The sequence below is a fragment of the Parabacteroides sp. FAFU027 genome, assembly GCF_022808675.1.
Lineage (GTDB): Bacteria > Bacteroidota > Bacteroidia > Bacteroidales > UBA7332 > CAXXIC01.
The window spans coordinates 480,467-494,421 of record NZ_JAKZKV010000002.1 but is presented as its reverse complement, the minus strand read 5'-3'; the positions used below and the strand labels follow the sequence as shown (position 1 = coordinate 494,421).

General features: G+C 46.4%; 9 protein-coding genes and 1 riboswitch. Of the genes, 3 read left to right on the top strand and 6 right to left on the bottom strand.

Annotated features, from left to right (window positions below; translation table 11 throughout):
* Nucleotides 1-271 precede the first annotated feature (271 nt).
* The 3 genes from MLE17_RS05145 to MLE17_RS05135 form a co-directional block, all read right to left on the bottom strand.
* Nucleotides 272-1,486 carry a 3-deoxy-D-manno-octulosonic acid transferase gene (locus MLE17_RS05145; protein ID WP_243347684.1) on the bottom strand — a complete coding sequence of 405 codons (1,215 nt, stop codon included), beginning with the start codon at nt 1,484-1,486 and terminating at the stop codon, nt 272-274.
* A gap of 66 nt (nt 1,487-1,552) precedes the next feature.
* Nucleotides 1,553-3,067, bottom strand: a complete 1,515-nt coding sequence (gene gltX, locus MLE17_RS05140) for a glutamate--tRNA ligase (RefSeq protein ID WP_243347683.1) — start codon at nt 3,065-3,067, stop codon at nt 1,553-1,555.
* A 141-nt stretch (nt 3,068-3,208) separates the two neighbouring features.
* Entirely contained in the window at nt 3,209-3,817 is a 609-nt protein-coding gene (locus MLE17_RS05135) for a hypothetical protein (protein WP_243347682.1), read from the bottom strand.
* A gap of 314 nt (nt 3,818-4,131) precedes the next feature.
* Here MLE17_RS05135 and mutS point away from each other — a divergent pair, with 314 nt between their 5' ends.
* Nucleotides 4,132-6,744, top strand: coding sequence for a DNA mismatch repair protein MutS (mutS, locus tag MLE17_RS05130; RefSeq protein WP_243347681.1), 2,613 nt, complete (start codon nt 4,132-4,134; stop codon nt 6,742-6,744).
* 74 nt (nt 6,745-6,818) lie between these two features.
* Here the strand turns inward: mutS and pgl are convergent, their stop codons facing one another.
* From pgl to gnd, 3 genes are all read right to left on the bottom strand, one after another.
* A complete protein-coding gene (gene pgl, locus MLE17_RS05125; protein WP_243347680.1) occupies nt 6,819-7,535 on the bottom strand; it encodes a 6-phosphogluconolactonase in 717 nt (238 codons plus the stop codon).
* 142 nt (nt 7,536-7,677) lie between these two features.
* Nucleotides 7,678-9,198, bottom strand: a complete 1,521-nt coding sequence (gene zwf / locus MLE17_RS05120; protein WP_243347711.1) for a glucose-6-phosphate dehydrogenase — start codon at nt 9,196-9,198, stop codon at nt 7,678-7,680.
* A 47-nt stretch (nt 9,199-9,245) separates the two neighbouring features.
* Nucleotides 9,246-10,712 carry a decarboxylating NADP(+)-dependent phosphogluconate dehydrogenase gene (gnd, locus tag MLE17_RS05115; protein ID WP_243347679.1) on the bottom strand — a complete coding sequence of 489 codons (1,467 nt, stop codon included), beginning with the start codon at nt 10,710-10,712 and terminating at the stop codon, nt 9,246-9,248.
* Between the two features lie 269 nt (nt 10,713-10,981).
* Here gnd and MLE17_RS05110 point away from each other — a divergent pair, with 269 nt between their 5' ends.
* Together MLE17_RS05110 and MLE17_RS05105 are read left to right on the top strand one after the other, a co-directional pair.
* Nucleotides 10,982-11,368, top strand: a complete 387-nt coding sequence (locus MLE17_RS05110) for a (deoxy)nucleoside triphosphate pyrophosphohydrolase (protein ID WP_243347678.1) — start codon at nt 10,982-10,984, stop codon at nt 11,366-11,368.
* A gap of 227 nt (nt 11,369-11,595) precedes the next feature.
* Nucleotides 11,596-11,798, bottom strand: a riboswitch (cobalamin riboswitch).
* 520 nt (nt 11,799-12,318) lie between these two features.
* Nucleotides 12,319-13,809, top strand: coding sequence for a catalase (locus MLE17_RS05105; protein ID WP_243347677.1), 1,491 nt, complete (start codon nt 12,319-12,321; stop codon nt 13,807-13,809).
* Nucleotides 13,810-13,955: the final 146 nt, after the last annotated feature.

The following is a 13,955-nucleotide window of genomic DNA, read 5'->3' as shown; positions in this document are numbered from 1 at the left end:
GTAAACATATCTCACCCGAAAGGTAATCAATTGTCACCCGAAAGGTAAGTATATGTCACCCGAAAGGTAATCAATTGTCACCCGAAAGGTAAGTATATGTCACCCGAAAGGAAGTCAATTGTCACCCGCAAGGTAAGCATTTATCACCTGCAAGGTAACCCATTGTCAGTAGCCAGATAAACCTGTTTCCAAAGAAAATATAAGGCGCAAAAACACAAGGAATCAAACCTCCTTGCATTTTTGCGCCTTTGCATTCAATTATATCTGAAGACTACCACTTCACAAAATCCAGAATCGCCTGTTTAGCTCCCGTATTTTTGTGAATGTATTCTCCGGCATATTTCCCTGAGAGAGACAAATAGGTATGGTCCGTGAGGAAACGGTCCATCAACTCGGCAAAAGCGTCGTAGCCGGCCACAGAGAAGCCTCCTTCGCAGGCAATCAGCTCGCGTGCCTCGCGAAACTTATCATAGTTGGGGCCAAAGATCACCGGCACGCTATATACCGCAGCCTCGGTCACATTATGTATGCCTACCCCGAATCCCCCGCCGATATAAGCCACCTGACCGTAGCGATAGATGGACGAGAGCAGTCCGAAGCAGTCGATGATGAGGCAATCCGCCGCAGCGATATTCTCCTCCGTCGCTGCCGAGTAACGCACATGAGGGCGTTTCAGTTTGGCAATGATACCCGCCAGATGCTCTTCGTGTATCTCGTGGGCGGCAATGATCAGCTTCATCTCCGGGTGATTATTGAAATATTCAATGAAAATATCTTCGTCTTTGGGCCAGGAGCTGCCCGCCACGAGTGTAAACCGGTCTGCAAACTGCTCTACCACCGGAAGCGGTTTCGCCAGATTCATGATGTCCACCACGCGGTCGAAGCGGGTATCTCCGCAAACGGTCACGTTCGTTACCCCAACCGATGCCAGCAATTGGCGCGATTGCTCGTCCTGCACAAACAAATGGTTGAAGCAGGTCAGCAACTTGCGGTACCAACCACCGTAAGGTTTGAAAAAAGCCTGCTTTTCACGGAAGATAGCAGAGATGATATAGGTCTCGATGCCTCGTTGCTTGAGTGCGTTGAGGTAATTCGCCCAAAACTCATATTTGATGAAAAATGCCCGCTTTGGACGCACGATGTCGAGAAATCGTTTCACATTCGCCCGGGTATCGGCTGGCAAATAACAAATCACATCTGCACCCGTATAGTTCTTCCGAACTTCGTAGCCCGATGGAGAATAGAAGGTCAAAAGGATCTTGTAGTTGGGGTGCGACTGACGAACTGCCTCGATGATGGGGCGGCCTTGCTCGAATTCCCCCAGCGATGCCGCGTGAAACCAAAGGTAATCGGCCTGCGGATCAATCTTTTCCTGAAGGATAGAGAATGCCTGCTTCTGTCCCTCTATCAATAATTTGGCTTTTGGATTGAAGCGGGCGGCAGCTTTTACCCCTGAAAAGTAAAGTTGAATGGCTTGATTGTACATGGATGGTGAGTGGTGTGGTAGTAGAAAGAGACCTGACAGGTTTCAAAAACCTGTCAGGTCTGAGGATTATATCGTAGCAATTGCCTTTTCCAGTCGGGCAATCGTCTCTTCTTTACCAATAATGGTGATGATGTCAAACATGTGCGGACCTTTCGATTCGCCCACGATAGCGAGGCGGAAAGCATTCATAATGTTACCGAGGTGATACTCTTTTTCGGCAATCCAGCCTTTTACTACCTCTTCCGAGTTATGAGGTGTAAAGTCTTCGATGCCTTTCAGTACCTCAATCAGTTCGGTCAACTGAGCCGGGGTATCCTCTTTCCAACGTTTCTTCACCGTTTTTTCATCGTAAGTAGTGGGTGCTTCAAAGAAGAATGAAGATTGCGCCCAAAGTTCCTGAACGAAGTTGACGCGCTCTTTTACAAGTCCAACTACCTGAGCTACTTTATCGTCGGCAGCTTCCACGCCGTTCTCTTTCAAAAGCGGTTGGAACAACGCGGCAATCTCTTCGTTTGATTTCGCCTGAATGTATTTGTGGTTGAACCATTTTCCCTTTTCGAAGTCGAATTTCGCCCCACTTTTGCTGCAACGCTCCAAAGAGAAGAGGTCAATCAGCTCCTGCATCGAGAAAATCTCCTGATCGGTACCGGAATTCCATCCGAGCAACGCTAAGAAATTCACCACCGCGTCTGGCAGATATCCCGCCTCGCGGTATCCTGAAGAGATGTCGCCCGATTTCGGGTCTTTCCACTCTAACGGGAATACAGGAAAACCGAGACGGTCACCGTCACGTTTACTCAACTTACCGTTACCGTCAGGCTTAAGCAGGAGAGGGAGGTGGGCAAAGCGTGGCATCGTATCTTCCCAACCGAGGAAACGGTACAGTAGCACGTGCAGCGGAGCCGATGGTAACCACTCTTCACCACGGATGACATGCGAAATCTCCATCAAATGGTCATCCACGATGTTTGCCATGTGGTAAGTCGGCAGTTGGTCAGCTGATTTATATAAAACTTTATCGTCAAGAATAGAGGAGTTAATCACCACTTCGCCGCGGATCAGGTCATTCACCACCACGTCTTGTCCCGGTTCGATTTTGATACGAACTACATATTGGTTGCCCGCTTCGATTAATGTTTTCACCTCGTCAGCCGATAGCGTGAGCGAGTTACGCATCAATCCCCGCGTAGAGGCATCATACTGGAAGTTTGCGATCTCAGCACGCTTTGCGTCCAACTCTTGCGGCGTATCGAAGGCCACGTAAGCCAGTCCCGCATCGAGCAATTGATCCACGTATTTCTTATAAATATCTTTTCTTTCCGATTGACGGTAAGGCGCGCAAGGTCCACCTACATGCACACCCTCATCGAAGGTAATGCCCAGCCAGTTAAACGATTCGATAATATACTCCTCGGCACCCGGCACGAAGCGTTGCGAATCGGTATCTTCGATGCGAAGGATCAGCTCCCCGCCGTGTTTCTTAGCAAACAAATAGTTATACAGCGCGGTACGAACCCCGCCAATGTGCAACGGCCCGGTAGGACTCGGCGCAAAACGAACTCTGACTTTCTGATTTTCCATACGGTTTAGCGACAATTTGAGCCGCAAAATTAGTCATTTTTTTCCAAAGGATTGAGGGATAGATGGATTGAAGGGATTTATAAGAAAGATGAAAAACCTCCAAGGTTTTCAAAACATTGGAGGTTTGTGGTGTAAATCTGTTTATTCCGGTTTGATTATCGGAGGAACAAATATAATAGTATCACGAGATGGAAAGAGAGGTGGTGATAATCTTCTACATTCCTTGTCTATCTTAGATGCCAGCTCTTTTAAACTAAAAGAAGCCTTTTGGATAATTACATGATTTTGCAAGATGCTATCCATTATTTTGGCAAGTCTTTGTTGTGCGAAATTGCCGGAAGGTGGAATAAATAATGCGGTTCGGGTTATTGAGTCTATGCAATATTGTATATGATAGGTTGGCCCATCATAGCAATATACCTCATCTTCTCTTTTAGGTCTCGGCCGAAATAGAGAATCATTTGCACAGAGAGCTATAATGGCTTGTTTTAAGGAATCGCTCATTTGAATAGAATAGTATTCCATCGGTGATTTGTATTCAGCTCTTTTCATTAAACGTACTTCTCCGGTATCACTCAATTCGATATAATACACCATATAAAAGGAAGGTTTTTCTCCCGGTTCATATTTGTAATAAGTATATGTAAATCCAGTTAAACGAACAGTCCGAATCGGATGTTTTTTCTGACAGCCCGACATCGTAAGCAAAACAGGCAACAGCAATAACAGAACTTTAAGAGTGCATCTCATATATTCTAAGGTATTAAGACAACGGCATGGAATTCAATCAAATACAAATATAAGATAATCCATTCACACGCCAGACCTCCGTTTCCAGTTATTATACAGGAAATTAACTTGTAAGACTTTGGGAATAACCTCATATACCCCAATAATATGTCATTTATAAGCAGAAACTTTCGGGTGCAGCGGTTTCCAACCGCTGATTAAATTCCAGTATAATCAAGGTTAACAACCATGACACCCGAAAGGTACTTCGTAAGTTTCTGCATTATTCGTATCTTTGCCTTTCTCACATTTAACCCTATAAAAAACCGAAGACCGTGGCAAAAGATATCGTCGAAACCCCGTTGATGAAGCAATATATCGAGATCAAAACCAAACATCCCGATGCCATATTATTGTTCCGTGTAGGGGACTTCTACGAGACGTTTTCGGACGATGCTGTTGCCGCATCGGAGATATTGGGGATTACCCTGACCCGCCGTGCCAACGGTGCCGCTCAGTACGTGGAACTGGCCGGATTTCCTCACCATGCCCTCGATACCTATTTACCCAAACTGGTCCGTGCCGGCAAACGTGTGGCCATCTGCGAACAGCTCGAAGACCCGAAAGCCACCAAGAAGTTAGTGAAGCGCGGCATTACCGAGCTGGTTACACCCGGGGTTTCCATCAACGATAACATACTCAACCACAAAGAAAATAACTTCCTCGCCGCGGTGCATTTTACTAAAAATGTTTGCGGTGTGGCTTTCCTCGATATTTCTACCGGAGAATTCCTCACGGCAGAGGGAACACCCGATTACATTGACAAACTGCTCAATAACTTTGCCCCGAAAGAGGTGCTCTTTGAGCGCAGCCGCAAGAAGCAGTTTGAAGAAGCTTTCGGTACGCGATTCTTCACCTTCGAGCTGGAGGACTGGATTTTTACCGAAGATGCAGCCCGCGATCGTCTCTTGAAACACTTCGAGACCAAAAACCTGAAAGGCTTCGGAGTACACCATCTGGTGAACGGAGTCATTGCTTCGGGGGCTATCCTGCACTACCTTGATCTCACGCACCATTTGCAGATCAAGCATATCACAGCATTATCAAGAATAGAGGAAGACCGTTACGTGCGTCTGGATAAGTTCACCGTGCGCAGTCTGGAGCTGGTCGGCACGATGAACGAAGGGGGTAAGAGTCTGCTTAACATCATAGACCACACCATCAGCCCGATGGGCGCACGTATGCTGAAGCGCTGGCTGATTTTCCCGCTGAAAGACATTAAGCAAATCAATGACCGCCTCAATGTGGTCGAATATTTCTTCAAAGACCCCGAAGTAAAGGAGTTCCTCGAACAACAACTTTCTCTGATCGGCGACCTCGAACGCATCATATCGAAAGTGGCTGTGGGACGCGTTTCTCCACGCGAAGTGGTGCAGCTCAAAGTGGCGTTGCAGGCCATTGCCCCCATCAAGGAGATGTGCGGGGCTTCTGACAACGAGAGCCTGCGGATGATTGGCGAACAGCTCAACCCCTGCGCCCTGATTGCCGAGCGCATCGAGCGGGAAGTCAACAACGATCCGCCCGCACAAATCAACCGTGGCGGTGCTATCCGCCATGGCATAAATGCCGAATTGGACGAGTTACGCGATATTTCGCACATGGGTAAAAGCTACCTGCTCCAGGTGCAGCAGCGCGAAAGCGAACGCACCGGCATCCCGAGCCTGAAGATTAGCTTCAACAATGTATTCGGTTACTACATTGAAGTCCGCAATACACACAAGGATAAAATTCCCGAGGACTGGATTCGCAAGCAGACGCTGGTCAACGCCGAGCGATACATCACGCAGGAATTGAAAGATTACGAAGAAAAGATATTGGGGGCTGAGGAGAAAATCCTTTCGCTTGAAACGCGTCTCTTTAACGAGCTGGTGCTGAGTCTGGCTGATTATATTCCGGCCATTCAGATGAATGCCAACCAGATTGCCCGTCTCGACTGTTTGCTCTCGATGGCCAAAACCGCTCAGGAGAACAAATACATCCGTCCCGAAGTCAACGAGACTGAAGTGATCGAAATCCGCCAGGGACGCCATCCGGTGATTGAAAAACAACTGCCTCCGGGCGAGGCTTACGTGGCCAATGATGTGAAGCTTGATAGCGATAAGAACCAAATCATCATCATCACCGGTCCCAACATGGCGGGTAAATCGGCGCTTCTGCGTCAGACAGCATTGATTGTATTGCTGGCTCAAGTGGGCAGTTTTGTTCCGGCCGAATCGGCAAAAATCGGCTATACGGATAAAATATTCACCCGCGTGGGGGCTTCGGATAACATTTCGCTCGGCGAATCAACCTTTATGGTGGAGATGAACGAGGCGGCGGATATCCTGAACAACATTTCCAGCCGAAGCCTGATTTTGTTTGATGAGTTGGGACGCGGGACCAGTACCTACGACGGTATCTCTATCGCCTGGGCTATTGTGGAGTATATCCATGAGCATGCGAAAGCTTGTGCTAAGACTCTCTTCGCGACCCACTATCACGAGCTCAACGAGATGGAGCGCAGCTTCAAGCGCATCAAGAACTTCAACGTGTCGGTGAAAGAGGTGGACAACAAAGTGATCTTCCTCCGTAAACTGGTTCCCGGTGGCAGCGAGCACAGTTTCGGTATTCACGTGGCCAAAATGGCGGGAATGCCCCAAAGCATCGTGAAGCGTGCCAATGATATCCTCAAGCAACTCGAAACCGACAACCGTAAAAACGGAATAGCGAAACCGACCAAGGAAATCAGCTCCCACCGCGAAGGGATGCAGCTCAGCTTCTTTCAACTGGATGACCCGGTGCTTAGCCAAATTCGTGACGAGATTAAAAACGTGGACATCAACAACCTCACTCCGATGGATGCGTTGAATAAGCTGAACGAGATTAAGAAGATTATTACGGGAAGATAATTGATTTGAGAATTTGCAAATGAAAACCCGCTCCTGAATTGTATTTCAAGAGCGGGTTTTTCTATGGATGAAGATTAGAGCAACTTTGCTGCCCCTTCATCCAGATAAAAGACGGCATGAGGAGCCGCTTCAGCAATCTTGAATGATGGGTAATTCGGCGCAAATTCATCATTAGTGAAAATGCTTCTAATGACTGACGCCTTACTTTCTCCGGTGACGAAAAAGATGATTCGTTTCGCATTCTTAATAGCCGGTCCGGTCAGGGTGACCCGAGCCTGTCCGCTCTGAGGGTGATAGCCTACGGCATACACTTCGGGGTCCACCAACAGGTCAAATCGGTTTGGGAAGATAGAGGCAGTATGTCCGTCATCACCAATGCCCAGTAGCACAAGGTCAAATAGCGGAAGTCCATTCTCCTGCGGCAGAGCACTGATAACCATTTCCCCGTAACGTTTGGCCTCGAAATCAGGCTCGACTTCACCGATAATCCGGTGGATATTTTCAGCAGGAATCGAAACGTAATCCAACAGGATATTTTTGGTCATGCCATAATTGCTTTCCAGACTTCGGGGATCTACGCAACGCTCATCCACCCAATAGATGTGAAGTCGTTTCCAGTCGATTTGCCCGGCAAAATCTTCTTTCCAGACGGTAAAAAGCGTTGCAGGTGTAGAGCCTCCGGAGACCGCAATATTGAAGTTTCGTTGAGGTTCTTCATTCATCCACCGAATCATTTGAACGGTGAGCTCCCGGGATGCTTCCTGCGCGTTTAAATAAATATATTTGTTCATTGAATAATATCCTGTTTTTATTTTGTTACCGCCCCCTTTCTCTATGAGCGAAAGGGGCGGGTGAGCACTCGAAAGTCTCGCTTATAGGGAGACTTTCGATATGGACCTTCAGTATTTATATTGCTCACGTTAATACAAATCGTTACAGTTCGCAATAAAGGTCTGTATTGGTGAGATTCTTGCATGGATTGGTCCAGTATGAATCGGGGATGAGGGCATCTGCTTCTTTAGGTCCCCAGGTTCCTGCCGGATAACCGTAGAGAGGAAATTCGGGATCTTTTTCCCATAATTTCAATACTGAATCAAAAAAAGCCCAGCTGGTTTCCACCGCATCGGTACGGGTAAAGAGGGTAGAGTCACCCTGCATTCCATCGAGCAGCAGGCGGCTATAGGCGTCGATGAAAGAGAAACTCGGAACATTCTCGTATTTGAAGTCCATGCTCGCTTGGTGCACGCTGAAGCCCGAGCCCGGTATTTTCACACCAAATTTTATCTGAATGCCTTCATCCGGCTGGATGCGGATAATCAGTTTGGTGCAGGAATTACAGCCACAACCGGCGCATTTAAACAGGCGGTGAGCCAATGGCTTGAAGTGGATAACAATCTCCGAGACCTTCGTTGGCATCTGTTTGCCGGTACGAATGTAAAACGGTACTCCCTGCCAGCGGAAGTTGTCAATATAGAGCTTCATGGCCAGGTAGGTTTCGGTCCGGGAGAGGGCATCAACCCCCTCTTCCTCGCGATAGCCCCGGTTTTCTCCTTTAGCTGTAGTTGAGGCCAGATACTGTCCGCGCACCACGTTGTTGCGGATATCCACATCACTCATCGGGCGGAAGGCCTGATAGACCTTGACCACTTCGTTGCGGAAACTTTCGGCATTAAAGACGGATGGCGGCTCCATCGCGGTCAGGGCAACAAGTTGCGCGAGGTGGTTCTGCACCATATCGCGCAGGGCACCTGCCTTATCGTAATAGCCGCCGCGACCTTCGATGCTCAGGTTTTCGATAGCAGTCACCTCTACACGCTCAATAAAATTGCGGTTCCAGAGGTTTTCGAAGATACCATTTGCGAAGCGTAACACTAAGATATTCTGTACCGTCTCTTTGCCCAGATAGTGGTCGATGCGGTAAATCTGGCTCTCCTGAAACACTCCTTTCAGTACCTTGTGCAGCTTTTGGGCCGACTTCAGGTCATAGCCGAAAGGCTTTTCGATAATGATGCGGCGGAATCCCGTAAAAGCAGATTCTTTATGCAAACCCTGCGCTTTCAGTCCTTTCGGGATAACCTCATACAAGGTCGGCGGAGTGGAGAGGTAATATAAATAATTATCCGGAATTTCGAGCGATGTACTCATCTCCTGTAAGCGGAGTTTAAACGGCTCATAACTTTCCGGATTGGTAGTCTCTAAAGATTGGTAATACACCAGATTCAGAAATTCCCCGAATTTAACGATAGCCTCCTCTTCGGGTTTGGTATATTTGATAAAAGCATCTTTCAGCAGTTCGCGGTACTGTTCATCCCGATAAGCCGAACGGGCTACGCCGAGAATGGCAAACTTCTTAGGAAGCATCCCTTTTTCGTAAAGCTGGAAGAGCGAAGGGATGAGTTTGCGTTTGGTCAAATCGCCCGAAGCGCCGAAGATGACTAATATCTGGTTTTCAATTTTTTCCATATCATTCAAAATTCAAATCAGCCCAATGGCTGAGGCATTTATACTTTATAATTCCCCGAATGGGTATCGCCGCCTTTTCCGGTCCAGTTTTCATGGAAGAACTGGCCGCGGGGTGCATCTACTCTCTCGAAGGTGTGAGCTCCGAAGTAATCGCGCTGTGCCTGGATAAGATTAGCAGGAAGTATTGCTGAAGTCAGGCTGTGGAAATAATTCAAAGCCGAAGAGATAGCAGGTACGGGTACACCGTTAACAGCCGCTGCCGCTACGATACGTCTCCAGCCGGGCAGTGCCTGCTCGATTTCGAAACGGAAATAAGGATCGAGCAACAGGTTCTCAAGCTCCGGGTTATTCACGAATGCTTCGCTGATTTTTTGCAAAAATGCAGATCGTATGATACAGCCTCCGCGCCACAGACGGGCAATGTGGGCATAATTCAACTTCCATCCGAAATCTTTGGCTGCCTGCTTCATCAGACGGAAGCCCTGTGCATAAGAGACTATTTTTGAAGCGTAAAGTGCATCATGCACATCATCGGCCAGTTTGCCCATGTAGATGCCGGGCTCTATTTTGTCTTCTTCGTAAGCAGCAGCAGCTTTCACCCGCTCTTCTTTCAGGGCGGAGATATTACGCTCGTACACGGCTGAAGCAATCAGGTTGAGTGGTACTCCTGCGTCAAGTGACGATACTACCGACCATTTGCCTGTTCCTTTCTGTCCGGCTGCATCGAGGATATTATCCACCAGATAGCTGCCGTCTTTATCTTTGTGTTTGAGGATTTCAGCGGTGATTTCAATCAGGTAGCTGTTGAGTTTGCCCCGGTTCCAGAGGTCGAAAAGTTCCGCTGTTCTTTCATTATCCACACCATCGAGGCTTTTCAGCAACAGGTAAGCATCAGCAATCAGTTGCATATCGCCGTATTCGATACCGTTGTGCACCATTTTCACAAAGTGGCCGGCACCTTCGTCACCTACCCATTCGCAGCATGGGGCTCCATCTTCCGCTTTGGCGGCAATGGCCTGAAAAAGTTCTTTCACTTCCGGCCAGGCTTTTTCCGAACCACCGGGCATGATGGACGGACCGTTCAAAGCGCCCTCTTCACCTCCGGAAACTCCGGCTCCCACGAAAAGCAGCCCTTTGGCTTCCAGCTCTTTTACCCGACGGTTTGAGTCAGGGTAATGGGAATTACCGCCATCGATTAATATGTCACCCGGAGAGAGTAGGGGTGTCAGTTGTGCAATCAGTTCATCCACGGGAGCACCCGCACGAACCATCATAAATATCTTGCGGGGGGTAGCCAGTGATTCGACAAACTCTTTAATATCGGTTTTGCCGACAAAATTTTTGCCTGCGCCACGTCCGTTGATGAAGCGTTCTACCACGCCTTCTTCCACACAGGGTACGGTGCGGTTATATACTGATACCTGAAACCCTTTGCTTTCGAAGTTTAATGCCAGATTTTCGCCCATCACGGCCAATCCGATTAATCCGATGTCTGATAATGCCATATCTTGTTTTTAGTTTAAATGATTAATTCAATCCTTGTTTATTCTCCCTGAAAATATGAGTCATGATGCATATCAGGGCGCATTTCGTTATACAACAAAGAAAGCAGGCAAGAGATTAGCTAAAACCGTATGGATTGGGGTTTTTTAACAGGATTTTGAGCTGTTTGGGCAGTTTGAAGATACTAATTTAGAAGTAGGTATATCTTTACCTTCCTGGTTGGTGATTTTCAACAGAGTGTTTGGTTCCTTTTGCGTCAAAATATGAAAGTATGATTGATGTTACCTGTGCGATAATAATAAGAGACGGGCTGATTCTTGCCGTTCAGCGGAGTGAGAGGATGAAGCATCCGCTGAAATGGGAATTTCCCGGTGGAAAAGTGGAATCAGGAGAGAGTGCCGAGACTTGTATCATGCGGGAATTGAAGGAAGAGCTGCACATTGAGGTCGAAATACTCAGGGTGTTATCTCCCGTGGAATTCCATTACAGTGAAAAATCCATTCGTTTAATCCCTTTTGAGGTGACGTTATTGTCGAATGAGATAATTTTAAAAGAGCATTCTCGGCTTAAATGGTTAAATGTAACCGGATTGAGTGATCTGGATTGGTTACCGGCCGATGTTTTAGTCATTGAACAATATCTGAAGTTGAAAAAATAAGAGGCAACAGCTTCACAGCTATCGCCCCTCCGGTTCTCAAATTAACTGTTGGCAGACAGTTTTATTTATAGCAAATAGGATAATTCAGTCCTTCATTATTGCATTTGTGCTGAAATGCAATACATATATTCCGGCAAAGCTTTTTGAGAGCTGCCTGTTGTGTTTTATGAAAATGAAACTGTGTAATTGTTGAAAGTCTTGTCCGTTGTCTTTGCACCGAAAACAATAGGACTGTAATCTATATTGGCAGGTCTTCTGACTTACTCCGAACTTGAACGCCTTCCCGTTTCGCGGCAGAAACAGTGGCCTGGTTTTGTTCAATTCGATACTTTGAGCTTACAGCAGCGGGACTGTCCGGGATTTTCACCCGATTCCCTTTTCATCCACATACCCCGGCCGGGGCAGCAGAGCCAATACAGTCGCAAAGGTAATTATTTTTCTTTTCAATGATTTGATTTGTGAATCTTTTTATTGAGCCTTTTGTGTTGTCAGGACTTTATTTATTGAAAACATGGAATGGGATATTTCTGATCTTGTGTAATGTATATGGCTAAATATGAGTAAGATGAGGTGCTGTTGTTTTTTCGTTCGGTAAATATTCTTCCGAGGATCATTAGATTGAATTTCCTGAATGGAAAAGTTTCGATCGATTCTGGTATTGCTTTATATCCTCTTCTGCATTTCTATTGATGTTCAATGAGCGGTTGGTCTTTTTTCAAACGTGTAAAAAATGAAAGTGGCCAAAACTTTTCTTTTGTTATGATGTTTATAGATATAGAGAAACTACAGAATCGTTTTTAAAAAGTTTTCTTCTTAGCCAAGACCTAAACCATATCATTTCTTTAAGATAAAAAATCAATTCTCAATGTCCGGATATTAATAATACCTTATAATATAAGGCAGATTAAGATTTCTATTACTTTTGCCCAAAATCTAAACCCAATTTCATTATGAAGAAGATAATCACTACTTCTGCGGGCAAGCCAATCTATGAAAATGAAGATAGTATGACAGTAGGGCCAAGAGGTCCGATACTCCTTCAGGATCATCATCTCTTGGAGAAATTAGCTCATTTTAATCGGGAGCGTATTCCTGATCGGGTAATACATGCCAAAGGGTCAGGAGCCTATGGCAAATTTACTGTTACCCATGATATTTCCAAATATACCCGAGCTAAACTCTTTGAGAAAATTGGCACCGAATGTCATGTGTTTGCGCGCTTTTCGATGACAAACAGTGAAAAGGGCAGCCCTGATACTGACCGGGATATTCGCGGCCTGAATTTCAAATTCTACACCGAAGAGGGTAACTGGGACTTGATGACCAGTAGTTTTCCTGTGTCTTATATCAAAGATGCAAAGATGCTTCCCGATCTTATCCATGCGCTTCGGAGGGATCCGCAGACGAATCTCAAAAGTCCAATCTCAATGTGGGATTACCTGAGCCTGAATCCCGAATCGTTGCACCTTATTATGATGCTCTTTACTGACCGGGGCACACCGTACAGTTACCGTTTTGTGAATGGCTATGGAGTGAATACTTATTCCATGGTAAATGCTCAGGGCGAGTACGTGTGGGTTAAATTCCACCTGAAAGCAATGCATGGTGTAAGGACTTTTTCTGCCAGCGAAGCCGAATATATGCGTAGCAGGGATCTGGACTGGGCGCAACGTGATTTGGTTATGGCTTTACGGAGTAATGATTACCCGACATGGAAACTTCAGATTCAGGTGATGAATGAAAGCCAGGCTAAAACATTCCGCTGGAATCCGTTTGATCCGACCAAGGTATGGCCTCACAACGAATATCCGTTGATCGATGTCGGTATTCTTGAATTCACCAAATTGCCTGAGAATTACTTTGCGGATGTAGAGCAGGCTGCATTTTCTCCTGATAATGTCATTGATGGCATTGGCTTTTCACCGGATCGTTTATTGCAGGGAATGGCATTCATGTACTCTGATGCAAACCGCTATCGTTTGGGCCCGAATTACCAGCAGATACCGGTTAACCGGCCTACTTGCCCTGTTTTCAACGGACAACGTGATGGTGTCATGGCGGTTAATGGAAATGGAGGTTCTTCAATTAACTATGAACCTAATAGTTTTAACGGTCATAGCACTCATAAGCATCACGATAAAGAGGCGCAATACTCGATTGAATCAAATATTCTCAATACATTCCACCGAAACGAAAATGACGACGATCATTATACCCAACCCCGGTGGTTCTACATTAATGTTTTGAAAGACTCTGAACGTCAGGCTCTGATCAAAAATATTATCGACACCATGCGCTACATCGGTGGTCCAAAACGTGAAGAGATAATCCAAAGACAGCTTGGCCATTTTTATCTGGTTGACAAGGAATTTGCGTATCAGATTGCTGATGGACTATCCGTGGATCGGATTCCGGAGCAGGAGGTTGAGGATAATGTGTAAAAAAGCGATTTCTTTTTCATAACTACATATTCAATTTTGATTAACGTATTCCGCTGTGCCCGCGAGGGTTATACCGGAATCTACGACGGCAATCTATCTCAATGGCACGGGAAACGGCGGGAAACTATTTCGTTGTTTGTCCGTGC

Coding starts and splice junctions, on each gene's coding strand:
- MLE17_RS05145 (WP_243347684.1), bottom strand. CDS start 1,486: ATGTACAATCAAGCCATTCAACTTTACTTTTCAGGGGTAAAAGCTGCC.
- gltX (WP_243347683.1), bottom strand. CDS start 3,067: ATGGAAAATCAGAAAGTCAGAGTTCGTTTTGCGCCGAGTCCTACCGGG.
- MLE17_RS05135 (WP_243347682.1), bottom strand. CDS start 3,817: ATGAGATGCACTCTTAAAGTTCTGTTATTGCTGTTGCCTGTTTTGCTT.
- pgl (WP_243347680.1), bottom strand. CDS start 7,535: ATGAACAAATATATTTATTTAAACGCGCAGGAAGCATCCCGGGAGCTC.
- gnd (WP_243347679.1), bottom strand. CDS start 10,712: ATGGCATTATCAGACATCGGATTAATCGGATTGGCCGTGATGGGCGAA.
- MLE17_RS05110 (WP_243347678.1), top strand. CDS start 10,982: ATGATTGATGTTACCTGTGCGATAATAATAAGAGACGGGCTGATTCTT.
- MLE17_RS05105 (WP_243347677.1), top strand. CDS start 12,319: ATGAAGAAGATAATCACTACTTCTGCGGGCAAGCCAATCTATGAAAAT.